At 37.3% G+C, this 18,180-nt stretch carries 14 protein-coding genes; 1 reads left to right on the top strand and 13 read right to left on the bottom strand.

The window, feature by feature from the left end:
• Nucleotides 1-12: 12 nt before the first annotated feature.
• The 13 genes from nagA to H7992_RS11320 all read right to left on the bottom strand — a co-directional run bounded on the left by nagA (nucleotide 13) and on the right by H7992_RS11320 (nucleotide 16,418).
• The gene (gene nagA, locus H7992_RS11380) at nucleotides 13-1,206 is read right to left on the bottom strand and encodes an N-acetylglucosamine-6-phosphate deacetylase (protein ID WP_187047617.1); all 1,194 of its coding nucleotides are present in this window, start codon (nucleotides 1,204-1,206) and stop codon (nucleotides 13-15) included.
• 75 nt (nucleotides 1,207-1,281) lie between these two features.
• Nucleotides 1,282-2,220, bottom strand: a complete 939-nt coding sequence (locus H7992_RS11375; RefSeq protein ID WP_187047616.1) for a hexose kinase — start codon at nucleotides 2,218-2,220, stop codon at nucleotides 1,282-1,284.
• A gap of 87 nt (nucleotides 2,221-2,307) precedes the next feature.
• Nucleotides 2,308-3,165 carry a tagatose-bisphosphate aldolase subunit GatY gene (gatY, locus tag H7992_RS11370; RefSeq protein WP_187047615.1) on the bottom strand — a complete coding sequence of 286 codons (858 nt, stop codon included), beginning with the start codon at nucleotides 3,163-3,165 and terminating at the stop codon, nucleotides 2,308-2,310.
• A 57-nt stretch (nucleotides 3,166-3,222) separates the two neighbouring features.
• A complete protein-coding gene (locus tag H7992_RS11365) occupies nucleotides 3,223-4,395 on the bottom strand; it encodes an SIS domain-containing protein (RefSeq protein WP_187047614.1) in 1,173 nt (390 codons plus the stop codon).
• A gap of 35 nt (nucleotides 4,396-4,430) precedes the next feature.
• Nucleotides 4,431-5,423: a LacI family DNA-binding transcriptional regulator gene (locus H7992_RS11360; protein WP_187047613.1), complete on the bottom strand. Its 993-nt coding sequence runs from the start codon at nucleotides 5,421-5,423 to the stop codon at nucleotides 4,431-4,433.
• 110 nt (nucleotides 5,424-5,533) lie between these two features.
• Nucleotides 5,534-7,276, bottom strand: coding sequence for a glycoside hydrolase family 35 protein (locus H7992_RS11355; RefSeq protein ID WP_187047612.1), 1,743 nt, complete (start codon nucleotides 7,274-7,276; stop codon nucleotides 5,534-5,536).
• A gap of 25 nt (nucleotides 7,277-7,301) precedes the next feature.
• On the bottom strand, nucleotides 7,302-8,558 hold the full coding sequence (locus H7992_RS11350) for a Gfo/Idh/MocA family protein (protein ID WP_187047611.1): 1,257 nt from the start codon (nucleotides 8,556-8,558) through the stop codon (nucleotides 7,302-7,304).
• A gap of 21 nt (nucleotides 8,559-8,579) precedes the next feature.
• Nucleotides 8,580-9,392 (bottom strand): carbohydrate ABC transporter permease, encoded by an 813-nt coding sequence (locus tag H7992_RS11345; protein ID WP_187047864.1) that lies wholly within the window; start codon nucleotides 9,390-9,392, stop codon nucleotides 8,580-8,582.
• Between the two features lie 33 nt (nucleotides 9,393-9,425).
• Nucleotides 9,426-10,163, bottom strand: coding sequence for a carbohydrate ABC transporter permease (locus H7992_RS11340; protein WP_255428655.1), 738 nt, complete (start codon nucleotides 10,161-10,163; stop codon nucleotides 9,426-9,428).
• 235 nt (nucleotides 10,164-10,398) lie between these two features.
• Nucleotides 10,399-11,661 (bottom strand): ABC transporter substrate-binding protein, encoded by a 1,263-nt coding sequence (locus tag H7992_RS11335; protein ID WP_187047610.1) that lies wholly within the window; start codon nucleotides 11,659-11,661, stop codon nucleotides 10,399-10,401.
• A gap of 115 nt (nucleotides 11,662-11,776) precedes the next feature.
• A complete protein-coding gene (locus tag H7992_RS11330) occupies nucleotides 11,777-12,676 on the bottom strand; it encodes an ROK family protein (RefSeq protein ID WP_187047862.1) in 900 nt (299 codons plus the stop codon).
• Between the two features lie 240 nt (nucleotides 12,677-12,916).
• Nucleotides 12,917-14,614, bottom strand: a complete 1,698-nt coding sequence (locus H7992_RS11325; RefSeq protein ID WP_187047609.1) for a peptide ABC transporter substrate-binding protein — start codon at nucleotides 14,612-14,614, stop codon at nucleotides 12,917-12,919.
• Between the two features lie 643 nt (nucleotides 14,615-15,257).
• Nucleotides 15,258-16,418 (bottom strand): ROK family transcriptional regulator, encoded by a 1,161-nt coding sequence (locus H7992_RS11320; protein ID WP_187047608.1) that lies wholly within the window; start codon nucleotides 16,416-16,418, stop codon nucleotides 15,258-15,260.
• 712 nt (nucleotides 16,419-17,130) lie between these two features.
• Here H7992_RS11320 and H7992_RS11315 point away from each other — a divergent pair.
• The gene (locus H7992_RS11315; RefSeq protein ID WP_187047607.1) at nucleotides 17,131-17,997 is read left to right on the top strand and encodes a Cof-type HAD-IIB family hydrolase; all 867 of its coding nucleotides are present in this window, start codon (nucleotides 17,131-17,133) and stop codon (nucleotides 17,995-17,997) included.
• Nucleotides 17,998-18,180: the final 183 nt, after the last annotated feature.

The following is an 18,180-nucleotide window of genomic DNA, read 5'->3' as shown; positions in this document are numbered from 1 at the left end:
AACCTCCCAAAGTCATTTGAATGCACCACTACGTTCATATGCTACAGAACCCCTACAAATTGTCAACTCGACTGAACCTTCTTGCCCTAGAACAACAACATCAGCATCTTTACCAGTCATTAATGATCCTTTTCGTCCTGATAGCCCTAAACGATTCGCTTGGTTTATTGAGGTGATTTGCAGTTGTTCATGGATAGACAACTCTAGCCACTTGGCGAGGTTCAATCTAGCGCTATTCATCGTCACTATGCTTCCAGCCAAAGAACCAGTCGACGTTAATAAACATTTGTCGTCGCGCACAGTCACTTCCTGGCCGCCCAAATCATACTCCCCATCTGGCATCCCTTTCGCACGCATCCCGTCAGTTATGACTAGTACTTTTTCAAGCCCTTTCATTTTCACAATGAGTTTCATTAAATCCGGATGAAAATGAATGCCATCTGGAATAATTTCAACATGGATATCGTCCTGTAAAAGAACTGCTCCAACAACTCCAGGATCACGATGGTGCATTCCTTTCATGCCATTAAACAAATGCGTTGCATGGCTAACACCGTGTGATATGGCATGAACTGATTCATCATAGGATGCATTTGTATGACCCATCGATGGAATCACATTGGTTTTGTTAAGTTCAGTTAGAAGTTCAAAATCGTTGTCCAACTCCGGCGCATATGTGATGATTTTAATAGAACATCCAGATAATTCCTGCCATTCTTTAAATAAATTAGCATCCGGCGTAATAATAGCATTTTCTGGTTGGGCCCCTTTTTGTGTTTTATTAATAAAAGGGCCTTCTAAATGAATACCTAGCATTTCCGCGGTTCCCGGATCATTGCTTTCTACTCGATATCTCCCAAGACTTTTTAGCGTTTCACTAGTATAAGAGACTGGATTCGTTATGGTTGTTGCCAGGAATGAGGTTGTCCCCTCTTTTGCTAGAGCAAGCGCTATTCCTTCAAAAGCTTCCTGTTTACCATCCATAAAGTCGAATCCTGCCGCTCCATGAACATGAATATCAATCATACCTGGAATCACATATTGTTTCCCTTTACAATCGATTACTCGATCTGCCGTAGCCAAAGAGGGGCAATCTCCCATCACACCAATAGACTCGATTTTTTCTTCTTTAATATGTATAAACCCTTCGTGCAATACACTATCTTCCAAAACTAGTGTAGCGTTAATTAAATATAAGTTTCCCAAGAATAACTTCCTTCCATACGTTCAGTCTAGTATTGCAATATAAATCGACACTCATTCAATTATGCACAATCACACTTATCCTCTTTCGATTCTATCGACCAACATCTGCTCAACAGCCCACTCTACTTTTTCTGCATTAATGTGACCCGTTTTTTCTTCCAGCGCATTTAGAACACCAATTGATAGTCCATATTTGATTAAGGCTGCATCTTCTAAACCACGGGCTATTCCCGCAGCAAACCCCGCAATTACGGAATCACCAGAACCTACAGGATTAATCGCCTTAATCTTAGGGGCCTTTGCTCTGTAAAGGGTCTTGTTATTTTTCACAATCGCGCCATCCGCGCCTAGCGTGACAACAACCCAAGGGATATCTGCAAACAGCGCTGATTCTAGCGCTTCCATAATTTGTGTTTCATCAAGAGACGTTTGACCAAGTAAATCTGCAAGTTCTTCCTCATTCGGTTTAATTAAATAAGGCTTATGTTCACTTGCTACTTGTGCTGTTAATAAAGCCCCATTCGCATCTAGTAAAACCTGGGTATCATATTGGTTGCAAATCTTCACTAATTCAACATAAAAATCCGTCGGCAAGCCTTTTGGCAGACTTCCAGATAGTGTTACAATCTCAACCTGTTCTGCATATTCAGTAAATTTATCTAAAAAAAGTGCCGCTTCACCTACTGATATTACTGGGCCAGTTTCTAATATCTCCGTCTGTTTTCCTTCATGGATTACAGCTATGCAATTGCGCGTTTCACCATCTATCGGAACAAAAAAATCTTGAATTCCAATTACCGCAAGTTGCGTACGAATGAAATCTCCTAAGCTACCACCTAAAAAGCCCGATGCAGCGACATCTTCGCCTAGTTGTTGCAATACCCGTGCTACATTCAACCCTTTTCCGCCCGCAGTTTTAGATACATCTTCGACCCTGTTTACCGTATCAAGCAATAAGTTATCAAGCTTATAACTAATATCTACTGCTGGATTTAATGTAATCGTTAATATCATCGTATACCACTCCATCCTCAATAATACATTACAAAGTTTACCCCTGTATACTCAAATGGAGTGAGAATATTCCCTCACTCCACATCGTCATGCTTTTCCGTCACTCATGCACATGATTATTTTCTCTTTAACTGCGTTCCTCATAGCGTCTTTAGCTGGTTTCATATACTTTCTTGTATCTGTTTCATTTGGATTTTCTATTAAATACGTGCGCAATGCTTCAGAGAACGGGATCTTTAGCTCCGTCGAAATATTTACTTTTGCACAACCAAGTGAAATACATGTTCGAACATCCTCTTGTGAAATTCCCGAAGCACCATGAAGCACAATTGGAATTTCTACTAAGTTTTTTATCTTTTCTAGACGATCAAAGTCAAGATTCGGTTTAGTCTCATAAAGGCCGTGACCTGTGCCAATCGCAACAGCGAGTGAGTCAATACCTGTTCTCTCAATAAATTCTTGTACAGTATCTGGATCTGTATACGCTGCATCTGCTGCTTCAACAATAATATCATCTTCTTGCCCAACTAATTTCCCTAGTTCAGCTTCGACAGTCGCACCATATTTGTGAGCTTCATCTACTACTTTTTTAGAGAGAGCAATATTTTCTTCAAAAGTACCATGTGATCCATCCACCATGACCGCTTTTACACCTAACTCAAGCGATTCTACAATCGATTCAACTGTTTCATGATGATCTAAGTGCAATGCAATTGGTATATCATTGCTCTTTGCTGCTACTTCAGCAATTGCTTGAATATATTCACGACCACCATAAGCCATCGTTCCAGGAGTCGCCGCTAGGATGACGGGCGATCTTAATTCAACTGCTGCCTCAATGACCACTTGGATTGTTTCTAGATTATGAATATTAAAAGCAGGAACAGCATACCCTTCTTTTCTAGCTTTAATGAGCATTTCTTTCGTGTTTTGTACGTATCCCATCACTTTTCCCCCTAGTTATTCCATTAATGAATTGAATCGATTTGATAACTGGATAACTTATTTTTTATAGTCGTAAATAGTAACACCTTTAACGACACGGCTAATCGCTCCATCCGGACTCGGATTGTCTGGTGTGATTCCTAATTGAATTGATTTTTTCAATGCTAGAGCTTGGGCGAAAATGATATACAATAATGCAAGATGGAAGTCGCTTGAAAGTGATTCTGTGCCAGTATTTACTGAAATAACCCAGTCAGCTAGTTTTTCAACTTCTTCATCCTTCGTTTCAGTAAGTGCTACAATTTTCATGCCAGATTCTGCCGCTAATTCCTGTAAAATATCCAGATCGTATTTTCTTGTATAGGGATCTTGTGACATGAATAAAACGACTGCTGATTTGTCATTCAAAATTGATTTCGGACCATGACGGAATCCGAGTGATGATTCGTGGATTGCAACAACTTGTCCACCGGAGAGTTCAAGCATTTTTAAAGCTGCTTCATGTGACAGTTGAGCAAGTAAACCTGAACCTAAATATGCAATTCGTTCAAAATCAAATCCCAATACTTCATCAACAGTGTTCCCTAGTCTTTCAATTAACTGTTCCGCACTAGTAATAACTTGTGTTGCTACGTCTTTCGTAAAGACATCCTCAGTAAACAACACATAAGCAGCAATGGTCATACTCGTGAAACTACTTGTCATTGCTAATGATTGATCATTTGCTTTTTCAGGCATTAACAGCGTAATACTTTTGTCATCGCCTTGAATATTTTTCGCTAATTGTCCATCCTTATTACATGTAATAACAACTTGATAAAAGTCAGTAACAATCTCTTGCCCTAATGTAACAGTCGCAACACTTTCCGGGCTATTACCGGACCGTGCAAATGACACCAAGATTGTTGGTATCTCTTTAAATAAGTATTCTGTTGGATTGGAGACAATATCAGTTGTTGGGATTGATTCAAATTGGACGTTTTGTTGATTTTGTCGTGCTAATTCTGGAACTAAAGTGTCGCCAACAAATGCAGATGTACCGGCACCAGTTAAAATAACTCGAACAGTATCATGTTTTTTGTAAATGGATGTAAGAAATCCTTTTAAAGTTTCTTGCTGCTCTACTAAATCTGTAACCAGTTCCTTCCATACAACTGGCTGTTGATGTATTTCCCTTGTCGTATGTACCGCATTGCTTTCCTTAATTTGGTCTGAAGTTAGATTAAACATTTTAACATCCTCCACTTCTTCAATGAATACTTCCCTTACTTTTTCACACTATCGCGAATAATAAGTTTGGTCGAAACAAGTATTTTCTTCGCTATTTTTCTGCCTTCTAGTCGTTCTAATAATGTATCTACAGCTGTTTCACCCATAACTTCCGTATATACTCTAATCGTACTTAATGATGGGTACATATATTTCGAAACTGTCATGTCATTTATCCCAATAATACTGACCCGGTCTGGGATTGTTATATTAGCCTCATGAAGTGCTCTTAAACTACCAATGGCCATAACATCACTACTCATAAAAAAGGCAGTCGGTAAGTCTTCGCCTAAGTCTTCTATAGCTTGTTTCATTAAGTTGTAGCCATCTTCAACTGAAAATGAGCCCACATAGACAAATCGTTCATCAAACAGTCCATTTTCCCACATATAGGATTTATACGTCTTTTCCCTTAAATCTTCTATAGGTTCGGTCTGGCCTTTCAGTAATTCTCTCCCGCCAATAAATCCTATTTTACGATGATCAGTGGAAAGGAAAAAATCGATTATTTTCTTTGTAGCTTTTTCAAAATCAATGACAATTGAATCATATTTATCTTCATTAGGACTGTAATCGACAAAGACAACCATTGGATTAATAGTTGTTAATTCCTTAACTTGTTGTTCGCTAAATTTACCAACAGCAATAATACCCTCTATTTCAGCAGCCTTTATATCTTTAATATTATTGAAAAAATATACTTCTGGCTTCATACCAATTTCTTTACATCGTTTTTCGATTCCAAGCCTTATTGATAAATAATAAAGGTCATTTAATTCTTCTTTTTCCGTATACCAATGCACAACAGCGACCTTTTGATCGACATACCTCTTTGACGAAGTTTTTCGGTATGATAATTCTTCTGCTACTTCAAATATCTTCTTCTTCGTTTCATCTGCTACCGATAAGCTTGCATCATAATTAAGCACCCGAGAAACTGTTGCAGAAGAGACACCCGCTTTTTCTGCTATATCTTTAATCGTTGCCACTCTCAATCACCTTTTCCATTTCTATAATTACCGTATTTAGTAGATTACCTACAATATATACATCATACAGTATTTATAGTCATAGAACAGATTAGCAACTGTCCTATGATTTAGCCTAGTTTATGTGTGTCTATTAGCGAGACTTTAGGAGCCGCTGTTCCATGTAATTCAAAAATAATAATTTCATTTTCACCTTTTCTTACTAACGGACCTGGCAAGTATAATGTTTCTTGCGGCCCAACTTCCCAGTACCTGCCCAGATTAAATCCATTAACAACGACAAATCCTTTTGTCCACCCAGGTAATTCCACAAAAGTATCGCCAATCTCTTCTACATTAAATGTTCCTTTGTAAAATGCAGGCCCAGTAGTCTTTTCATTGTTTTCCTTAAACGACAGTAATTGAAGATTGTCCATTGGTAAAGGATACATCGTCCAGTCAAATAAGAATTGTCGTTCAAACCGAACACCTTCTGTAATTCCTTTTGGATCATTCATCAAAGGGCCATAATTAATACGCCCCATATTTTCAACTAGTAAATCGATTTGTACACCTTCTTTAGGTACTGCAAATGAAATGGTGTTATTTTTCCACCGATCAATGACTCCCTTATACTCATTATCAACAAATACCAGCGCACGATCACGGACTTCTTGGATTGTTAATGCCGCTTCTTCTTTTGGGCCTTCTAAAAACGTACGATAAAGTGTAAATCCATAATCTTGGCCCAACTTCTCCATTGTTTCCGGGTTTGCCTTTTGGATTGGCTTACTAATCATTTCTAGTGCATCAAATAACTGAACTGACTCCGTCATTGTAACAGGTCCATAATTCATTTTAGGGATTGATTCAGGTAATATTAATTCGCCAATGTCTTTATGCTTGGCAATTTCCTTACGTACTGCATGGAATTTAGGTGTGATATCACCTGCCTCACTTACTGGACAATCATAGTCGTAACTCGTAACCGTCGGCTGATATTCATCACCGTAGTTGGCACCATTGTAAAAACCGAAATTTGTGCCTCCGTGGAACATATAGAAATTAACCGAATCCCCACGTTCAAGCATCTCCGAAAAAGTTGCGGCGGTTTCAGCTGGGTCCCGCTGATGATGCTCTTCGCCCCAGTGATCAAACCACCCATTCCAGTACTCCATGACGATATTAGGTGTATTCGGGAAATACTCTTGCAACTTGTTAAACGCTTCTGTTGGTCTAGATCCAAAATTAACTGTCGCAAGAACGTTCTCAACCGAACCACCTTGGAGCATCGAATCTGTTGGCCCATCAGACGTAAATAATAATACATCTATATCTCTTATAAGCATCGCATCTTTTATATGCGTAAGATACTTTTTATCATTTCCATAACTCCCATATTCATTCTCAATCTGCATCGCAATAATGGGACCGCCATTTGTTGTTAAATATGGGACTAGTTTTTTTAATAAAACGTCATAATACTTATCAACTTTTTCTAAATACGGTTCATGATATGACCTAAATCTCATATTACTATCCGCTAATAACCAAGCAGGCAAACCACCAAACTCCCACTCTGCACATATGTATGGACTAGGGCGAACAATGACATGCAATCCTACACGATCTGCTATCCGAATGAATTCCTCTATATTAGCAATTCCTTCAAAGTTAAATTCACCTTCTTTTGGCTCATGTAAATTCCATGGTACATATGTTTCGACACAGTTAAAACCACATGCTTTTAACTTCAATAAACGGTCTTCCCAGTATTCCGGTACAATTCTAAAATAATGGATTGCACCAGAGATAAGTTGTATGGGCTCGTTGTTTATGTATAGACTTTTTCCTTGTACTATTAAATTCGACACAATAAGCAACCCCTTTATTTTTTAGTTAGAGAGCTTCGTTAGCAAAATTAGCAATATGAATGACTTTACCATTTTGTCGCCTTGAAGCTTCGGCCCCAAATGCTAATAAATGACTTTCAAGTGATACAGCAGCGGATGATTTGCTTTCATTTCCATCGTAGTTTCTTGCTTCTTGTAAAAAGTCTCTAACAATGGCTTCATCGCCACCACCATGGCCACTACTTGGTTCATTCAATTTCGTAATTGTTTCATTTTTTGTTAGGAAATCAAATACAGGTATCAAGTTTTCATCCATTTTCCCTCTAATTTCACCTTTTGTGCCCATGATTTGTACAATCCTCGTTTGCTCTCTTGTGAATCCACACATACTAAAAGTAGCTGTAGCCCCATTTTCAAATTCCAGATTGACTACTTGATGATCGACAACATTATTATCCGATCGATAGACACATTTTCCATATGACGTTGTATTTAACGCATGAATAATACCTTCTCGCGAATGATCTGTTGTAAACTTTTTCGCCCAACCTTTACCTTCACCTAAATAATATTTCCCAGCATGAAATGCGCAGTCGTTTTCGATAGGACATCCATCCAAACAACGTAAAGGGCCGTCTTTAGGCGCATTTGATTCCTTAAAATGCATCAACGATCCGAAGGAACTGACATGCTTACATTTCTGATCCATCAAATACATTAAGATGTCCATATCATGACATGACTTTTGTAAAATCATTGGACTAGATATATCACTATTATTCCAGTTTCCCCGTACAAAACTGTGTGACATATGCATAACTTCGACATTTTCATTCAATTGAATCGAAACAATGTCCCCTATCTTCCCTTCATCGATGATACTTTTGATTTTTTGCCAAAATGGTGTATACCTAAGAACATGGCAAATCGTTAGCAGTTTATCATGTTTCTTTGCAATCTCCACCATGGAAATACACTCTTTAGGATCAGGTGACATAGGTTTTTCTAGTAAAACATGGTATCCTTTTTCGATTGCTCTTACTGTAGGTTCATAATGTTCCCTATCCAATGTACAGATGAAAGCTATATCTGCATCGATGTCAGCTTCTAGCATCTCTTCCCACGTGGCATAACATTGGTTTTCTAAAAGTGAGTACTGTTGTGCGAACGCCTTTCTTCTCTCAGGATTTAGCTCAGCAACAGCTACAAATTCTAATTCGTGTGGATAATCGTTGGCATAAGGAGCGTACGCTTTAGCTCCCCTGTCACCGGCACCAATTAATACAGCTTTTGTCTTTTTCAAAGTCTACTCATCCTTCTTTTTTTAATCTTTAACTGCTCCTGCTGCAATATCCGAAATAAATTGTCTACTTACAATTAAGAATAATATAATCAGCGGTAATGTCCCTAGTAATGTTCCAGTCATAACAGCTGCAACATCTGTTTGATGTAATCCTTTTAAATTTGCTAAAGCGACCATTAATGTGTATTTAGAGGGGTCATTCAATACAATTAGCGGCCATAGGTAGTCGTTCCATACGCCCATAAAAGTAAATATCCCTAAAAAGGCTAATGCTGGCCTTAGAACTGGCAATGCAATACTCCAGTACATCCTGAAAATACCACAACCATCGATTCTCGCTGCATTCAATAGATCGTCATGAATTGCTCCCTCAGCATACTGCTTGACCCAAAATATCCCAAACGCACTAACAAGTCCCGGAATTATTAAAGCTTTATAACTATCAATCCAACCAAATTGTTGCATCATAATAAACATTGGAATTAGAGATAGTTGAGCCGGAATCATCATCGTAGCAAGCGTAAATACAAATAGTTTGTTCTTACCAGGAAAATCAAATTTAGCGAAAACAAATCCTGCTAATGAACTAAAGAACAAAACTAATACTGTTGATATCGTTGAAACAAGAATTGTATTAGCAATTGATTTTAAAAAGTCAACTTCTGCAAACACCTTTTGGATATTTACAAAGAGTTGATCTCCAAATGTCCAAACAGGTGGAAATTTAAAACTTGCACTTGAATCATTCGTTGCCATAACTATTAACCAATAGAATGGAAATATTGATATAATAACTCCTAAGGTTAAACTTGCATGTAATACTATTTTCTTCATTTTAGTCAAATTATTTCACCTCTTTTATCTTTATCAACTTTTTCGTTGTATAACCTTCCAGTTAATCAATGAAAATAGCATTATTATTACAAATAACCCGATTGCGATTGCTGAACCATAACCATAAAGGTTTTTCACAAACGCTTGTTGATAAAGGTATAAAACGATTGTTAACCCTTCTCCCCCAGCTCCTCCAGAATTACCTACGAGTAGTTGTGGCTCTACAAAGGTCTGCATTCCACCAATAGTAGAAGTAATTACAACGAATAATAGAACTGGTTTTAATAATGGTATTGTTATCTTAGTAAAAATTTCAAATGAATTTGCCCCATCAATTCTAGCAGCTTCATATAAATCACCGGATATCTTTTGTAAACCAGCAAGAAAAATAATCGCATTATATCCTGTCCATCTCCAAATAATCATAGCGGAAATAGCTAGTTTCACCCCAGCCGAATTATTATGCCAATCAATGGCTTCAAATCCAAGTAAGGTAACAAAATAGTTTATTAACCCATAACTTGGTGCGAATATTACACTGAAAACGATTGCAACAGCTACAATTGCTGTTACGTTTGGTAGGAAATACAAAGTCTTATAGAATCCACTAAACTTAACAAACGCTGAATTTAACAAAAATGCAATAACTAGAGCTAAAATTATCATAGGTAGTGTTGATAAAAACCAAATGATAAGTGTATTTGCAATCGACTTCCAAAATAGGGAGTCCTTAACTAGAAATTCGAAGTTTCGTAACCCTACAAATTCCATCGTTCCTATTCCGTCCCAACTAGACAGTGCAAGGTAAATAGAGAATAAAAGTGGGAATACACCAAATACTAAAAAAATCAAGAAAAATGGTGATATTAGTAAATAGGCTCCTTTATTCTTCTTTATTTCTTTCCATGTATCTTTTTTAATTACTTGACTATTGTTAATCCCGATTTTAACTCACCACCTGAATTTATATTTTAATAGGAGGAATGGCTATTCCCCCTATTAAATATTACAGACCGAGGTCCCGTTCTATTTTAGCGAGAGCATCTTTCCACGCTTTTTCAGGATCTTTATTTTTTATTTTAACTAAATCTAATTCGTCCCTAAACGCTGTAAACACAATAGATTCTTTAGGTCCTCTATATGCTTCTTTTACATTTTTAGCAGATTCAGCAAATATTTCCGTTGTGTTTTGACCGCCAAAGAACTCTTCGTCATGATTAATCTCATCACTCTCTAATGCTTTTATTTCTGCTGGAAATAAACTCAAATTTTTATATGAAGTAACTTGATTATCAGTCGAATTAATAAATTTAGCGATTTCTGCACTTACTTTAGGATTTTTCGATGAATTTAATACTGCTAGGAATGACCCACCATCATTTCCATCACTAACTGGTGATCTGGAAACCTTCCACTTACCTGCAGTATCCGGCGTTGCATCAATTAGTATGTCCTTTGCCCAAACTGGTCCATCATAACCAACAAGTTCATCATTATTAATTGCCGCATTCCACTCTTGTGACTGTTCTTCGATATTACCAAAAACAAGTCCTTTTTCATTTAATTCAATTACTTTATCCCAAATTTCTTTAATATGTTTTTGGTCACCAATAAAGTTGTCCTCTTCATCAAAGACGCGCTGATCTAGTTTATTAACTTGGCCAGAAAAAGCGTCTTTAATTGAAGAAACAGCATATCCGTCTGTTTTATCTTTAAGTGCTGTTAACACATTCACATAGCCATCCCATGTACTCATTTTCTTTGATAATTCTTCTGGTGAATTAGCTATTCCTGCTTGTGAGAAAACATCTTCTCTATAGAAGAAACCTGTTGGAGATGTATCAACTGGGACCGCTATCATTGTCTTTCCATCACCAGTGATAGCTTGACTTGTTTTCCATTTAGGATATATTTCTTCAATTTCTTCCCCACCATAATCATATAAATTTACAAATCGATCAGCATGGGGTAAAAACTCCGAAACCCAGATGTTCATTAAAACCATATCAGGCGCATCATCACTATTTTTAGATGCTAATAAAGAACTCAATTTCGTTTTATAATCACCGCCTGGTGGTAACTTCTGAGCTTTAAACTCAACTTCCGGGAACTCTTCTTTCACTTTCTCCAAAACACTTTCATCAAGTCCTCTGTTCCAATACCACAAAGTTATTTCATTATCAGCTTTAGCACCTTCGCTATTACTTCCACAAGCTCCAAGAATAACGAGTAAAAATAGACCAAAAAGTAATCCTACAATTTTCCTCATTTTTAAAAACCCCTTTTCCCCATATTTCATTCCCTTTTCGACTTAAACATTACTAAATTCGCTAAAATATACTTCCCAATACTTTATCGCTCCCCTTTCTATAGTTGCTAATTAACTACTCAATCCCTTTTAAACCTGCACCAACAATCCCTGAATCTCCTTTTAATTTACTTGTAAATAAGCGTTCTAGGATATGTTGTTGTTCAGGGATTAAGTATTGTTTCAATGACTCTTTTATTAAATTTAATAAAAGAGTATTGTTATTAATAACTCCACCACCAAGTACAATCCTGTGTGGATCTAACAAACATATAATTGAATAAATACCATGCGCTAAAGATCCGACGACTTCATTCATTAACACTATTGCATCTTCATCATTCTCTTCATATTTCGAGAAAAATTCGCCTGTTGTTAGATTTGGATTGTTAAATCGCTTTTCCGCAATTTTTTTTATAGCTGGGCCAGATGCTGACTTTTCCAAGTTTTCGATTCCATTTAATGATGATCCTGCCAAAACTGGAAACAAACCAAGTTCACCCGCAAAACCATTCCCGCGCATAAACGAGCCTTGATGAATAATAGCGCAGGAAATTCCTGTACTAATTGTTAAATATACAAATGTATCCTGTTTATTTGTATCTGATACTTTCCATTCTGCAAATGTAGCCATATATACATCATTATCGATTACAATGTTTTGAAAAGAAAAGTAATCTTGCAACCGACTTACAATTGGAAAGTCCCTCCAAGGTAAATTGTTTTGAAAAACCGCAATCCCATTCTCACGATCTATTTTTCCTGGTACACCAACCCCCATACCTTTGATGTCTTTAAGATGTATTTTTGAACCTTCTAACACCATTTCAATACTTTTAATGACCTGCTCAAACATCTTTTCTTTATCTGATGGATCACTTGCAACTTCTGAACGTTTATATATTTCTCCATATTGATCAATTATCACGGTCGCAATTTTTGTACCACCAATATCAACACCCAATGCATATGCCACATAATTCACCACACAATCTCTTCATCTACTTTTCTATCTGACTCTGAAACCAAGTAAAATTACAAGTAAAACTATTACTAATGTTTTTTATACTAACAGACACTCATTATTCTGTCTATATAGAGTGTTAGTAGTAAATAATCCCCTCCACAAAAACTACACTACAACTGTTGCCAAAAACTAAGACGCTCCTCAAGTTACTATTACAAGGAAATGAGTAAAAGAATTCTTTTACGCTTCTTACTTCCCGGCCGCTTCGATATACATCCACTTATAACTGAAATCGCTTCCGAAGGGATTGATAGCAATCCCTTTTACAGCTGGATTCCTAAGAAACATTCCTCCGCGTTGATACGTCGGCGCAATTGCTGCATCATCTTCAAGTAGAATTTTTTCAGCTTCCGCAAATACTTCAAAACGTTTGATTGGATCATTAGCATAAGTTGTTTTTGTAGATTCAATTAGTGCGTCATATGCTGGGTTTGTGTAACCCATTTTATTCTGCGGGCTTCCCGTTACAAACAATTCCATAAATGAAATTGGATCCTGGAAGTCAGGGCCCCACCCTGTTGCTTGGATATCATAATCACTAGTATCATCAAGTTCCAGACGCACTGCCGAAGGAACTTCTTTTAGTTTGATTGTTAAACCTGGTAGATTTCTTTCAAGTTCCGACTTGAACCACTCTTGTTGTTTCTTAGAGCTTTCAGCGTCTCCACCAAGAAGCTCGATTGTTACGTTATCTGTCCCGAGTGCTTTTAGTCCTTTTTCCCAAAAAGCTTGAGCTTCTTTAACATCGTAAACAGTGAAATCCTTACTGTAATCACGGAAGTCTTTACCGTTTTCATCGAGCACGAAGTCATTTGCTACGAGGAAGTTAGCAGCTTCAGCACCATTCGCTAAGACCACTTCTGCAAGTTCTTCTTTATTGAATGCTCTTGCAATCGCTTTACGAATGTCAGCGTTGGCAAGCAGCGTTGGTTTACCATCACGCATTTGGTTCATTTTGAAATAGAATACGGCCGTTTCAACCTCATTGATAATGTTTGGATCATCGGCATATTGCATTGCATACTCAGCAGTCAGTACTACACGATCTTTCTTGCCTTGTTCATATAATTTTACTGCCGTAGCTGTTTCTTTAATAATATCAACAATGATTTCATCGAGTTTTACAGAAGCAGCGTCCCAATACGTGTTATTTTTAACGTATTTCCAGCTACCTGTACCGTCCCAATCTCCCAATGAGAATGGACCATTATAAATCATTGCATCAGAGCTAGCAGCATATTTGTCACCTTGGGCAGTTACGAATTCTTCGTTAAGTGGTAAAAATGTCGCTAAAGCAGTAAGAGATAGGAAGTAAGCAACTGGGCGTTCCAGTTGAACAACAAGCGTTTTATCGTCTTCTGCCTTAATACCAAGGTCTGCTACTTCCATCTCACCTTCTCCGATTTCAGTCGCATTTTCAATCATGCCCGCCATCAAATACGGTCCGTAAGGTGAAGCCATGTCAGGATCGATAGCACGTTGCCATGCATATACGAAGTCATGCGCAGTTACAGGTGTTCCATTGGACCATTGTGCGTCACGAATTTTGAACGTATACGTCATTCCATCTGCACTGATTTCAGGCTCCGCTTCAGCCATAGCTGGCGTTAGTAATCCTTCCTGATTCACACGGTATAGTCCTTCCATTACGTTATTGAGTACCTTAGTGCTTATTGCGTCTTCAGCAATTGCTGAGTCAGCAGATGCAATTTCCGCTACTTCAATCAAGTTCAGAACTTGTGATACATCTTTTAACGATCCTTCTGTCGCCTCTTTTTCTACTCCATCAATAATGTCAGCGCTTTCTTTTACGTCACCACACGCTGCTAATAACACACTAAGTACGAGCATCATACTAATAATCCAAACAGTTTTATAATTCTTCAAATCGATTACCTCCTCTACTTATCTCTCAAACTGGTATATTATTTTTCAAATAACTCAAACAAGTAAACATGCCTTTTTGGCACTTCGCACTTCGCACTTCGCAATGCACAAGAATAGAGTACTTTAGAGAAACCAATTATAAATCTGTACAATACGTTTCATTACTCGTTCTCATATTTTTCCATACCTACAAAATCACTTGCCGCCGAATTTCTGTATTTTTATAGCGTTCAATTCGCATGAGTGTGACCATCTGCACCCAAAATATATTTCACCACACATTCTTTTTAGCTGCTCAATAAATAAGCTTTCGCATTCAAGTAAACCTTTAGTAAATCTAGTAAGTAAAATGTTTACTTAACGTTTTTCCAATAATAACATACATGGATTATTCCGTCTATACAGAATACAAAAAATATTTGTATGTAAATGCTCTCATTAAAAAATCCCTTATGTCGCTAAGGACATAAGAGATTAGCATACTTCTTCAATAACTATTAAATGAGTACCAGATACTTATCTAGCTCAAATTTACTTTAACGGCTTAACAACGTAGTAATTTGAGTGTTTTCTTGCACTTCTTTCATTTAAATTTACTAGCCAAGCTAACCGCTATACGTTATATTCTAGTTTAATTATATATTCAATTTGGGTCAAATACGTCAACTAAAAGCAAAGACACAGCACCTATAAGTGTTGCATCATCCCCCAGTTTAGTTATGGTTACTTCAGTCTGCTTTGCCCGTGGTGTCAATGCACATTCTTCAATCGTTTTTAGTATGACTGGTAAAATAAATTCTTTTGCTTTTGTTACCCCACCACCAAGTACAATTTTTTGCGGATTAATGATATGTATTAAATTTGTTAAACCTATTCCAATAACTCTTCCAGTTTCTTTTAATAACGTCACAAACTCTTCATTACCCCTAATAGCTAATTCATAGACTTCCTCTGCAGTGATAAGTTCTTGGGATATGCTCTTCATTGCTCGCCTAGCAATCGCGGGACCCGTTGTGAACGTTTGCAAACAACCGCGATTACCACATTCACAAATTTCTCCGTTCAAATCGATAGTCATATGTCCCACTTCACCTGCAATATCTTGTGCACCGTGGTATAAATCCCCATCAATGATCAGGCCCGCGCCGACACCCCGTCCAATATTCACAACTAACATACTCGTTAATTCACCGTGATCTCCAAACCAAGATTCGCCTAACGCCATAGCGCGTGCATCATTTTCTACTTTAACTTCTAGTTCAAATTCTTTTTCCAATTCTTCTTTAATCGGAACATTTGTCAGACTTAAAATAGGAGCAAACAATGATGTACCAGTTTCTACGTCCACAACTCCATGCATAGCTATACCTATACCAATAATTTTTTTACTAGTTGAGGGTATGTCTTTTATACAATTGTGAATACAGTCTTTTAAAATAATGAGAAATTGGTTGTTTGTTAGTGGTGTAGTCAACTTACTTAAAGTCCGATTCAAAATTTTTCCCGACAAATCGGTGAGGATACACTCTATCATTTCCGGTCCCGCGTCTACTCCTACTACATAAAATTCTTGGTTATTGATTAAGAGCATCGTTGGCTTACGGCCACCTTGAGACTCACCAAGCTTACTTTCTTTTACAAGCCCTTGCTCAATCAACTCTTTCACATTACTACTAACCGTAGGCGGCGTTAATTTAGTCTCTTTAGCAATTTGCGCTCTAGAGATGGGTGCGTCCGTCCTTATTTTATTTAATATAATGGACTTGTTTACTGATTTCATCCACTGGAATGTGCCTTGCCGCATATTAAAGCCTCCTATTATTATAGATTTATAGATAAATAACATCCCTATGTTACTTCTAACACATTAATCTATAATACCAATCAAATCGTTTTTTCATGACAGGAAACCGCTTTAACTAGTTGATATTTATTAGCTTCTCAATTTATGCTCGAAAGGCTAACCATTATTATCATTACACGCTTCGCTCATTAGCATTAATACTACCACTTATCTCTTTAGTAGAATAGACAGACAGCATTGTTTGAGTGTGAAAAGTTCAATTTTTCTTTGATGTTTTTCCAATTGCCTTTGGCCGCATGAATTCGAGCCAAACCGTTCTACTATTCACCCAATTGCTGAGCAATGTAATCTCTTTTCTATAAATCAAATATAGAACTAGTATCTGCTGCAATTAGACAAATTCCAAATCGATTGAAGCTTCCCCAGTGATTCTTTGCACGATTTCCATTTTCCTACAAACGAACATAGTTTGCAAAAAATTCATCAATGGTTATCTCAAAACTACCCGTTAAGTTGGCTTATTTAGATTCACTATAGATTCCATACTAATTCATGAATTCATTGTCAGGCATTTCATTCATTCCATTGGAAGCTTCTTAATTTTGATAATAATTATTTCGCTAGGACAAGAAAAACTCTGTCGAACAGGCAAGTTGATATTTATCGCATTCATTGGTATTATCAGTCTCTATGTATAAGAAAGGGGACAATTATGATACACCTAATTGCAATTGATATGGATGGAACAATATTAAGCCCTGACCACAGCATCAGTACTAGAAACAAACAAGCAATTTTAGCTGCGCAGTCAAATGGAATTGAGGTTGTAATCGCTACTGGAAGAGGTTTCTCAGAAGCCTATGGTCCTGTTAGGGATAGTGGATTGAATCTTTCATACATTTGTCTTAATGGCGCAGAAATTAGAGATGCATTTGGGGAATTGATTTCCGCAACCCATATAGTCGAAAATGACATCACAAAAATCACATCTATTTTAGATACTCACACAATCGATTATCAATTATATATTGATACGCTCATTTATATTAATAGTATTGAAGATCAAATCGATACTTTCATTCAACTTGCTGAGGCAGCTAACCAGATCCCCGTCGTAGATAAAATTCGACAAGAAGTAATGGATAGAGTAGAACAAGGTTATATCCGCCAAGTTGATTCTTACAAAGAGCTGATAAACCAACGTGGAAGTGAAATATATAAAGTATTTGGAACGTCCTTTAATAGACTGAATTTGGATAAAGCTAGAGAAGCACTTCAGTTGTTGCCTGGACTTGCTATCAGTTCATCTGGAGCGGGAAACCTCGAGATTACAAATATCAATGCACAAAAAGGAATAGCAGTTGAAAAATACGCCAAGAGTAAAGGGATTTCAATGGAAAATGTTATGGTAATCGGTGATAGTTATAATGATTTATCAATGATGGTACGTGCAGGACGCGCTGTTGCTATGGGTAATGCTCCAGCAGCAATTAAAGCTGCTTGCACTGAAATCACAACAACAAATGAACATGATGGTGTTGGATTAGCAATTGAAGCTATTCTGCAACGTCAACTTTAAATTAAGTAAGTCGTAAGGCACCGTTATATTTGAACGTAGCCTTAGTTCACGACATCCTTTCGCAATAAGGAGGGATGCCGTTCAATCGCTCCTCATTGCGAAAGCGCTGGAGGAATTGATGGAAAGGGCAATCTTGTCCATTGCCATCAATTCTTAGGCAACTCGAAGAAGCCGACAGATGGA

Origin of the sequence: Sporosarcina sp. resist (assembly GCF_014302295.1) — a bacterium.
GTDB lineage: Bacteria > Bacillota > Bacilli > Bacillales_A > Planococcaceae > Sporosarcina > Sporosarcina psychrophila.
This window is presented reverse-complemented; position numbering and strand designations above follow the sequence as displayed.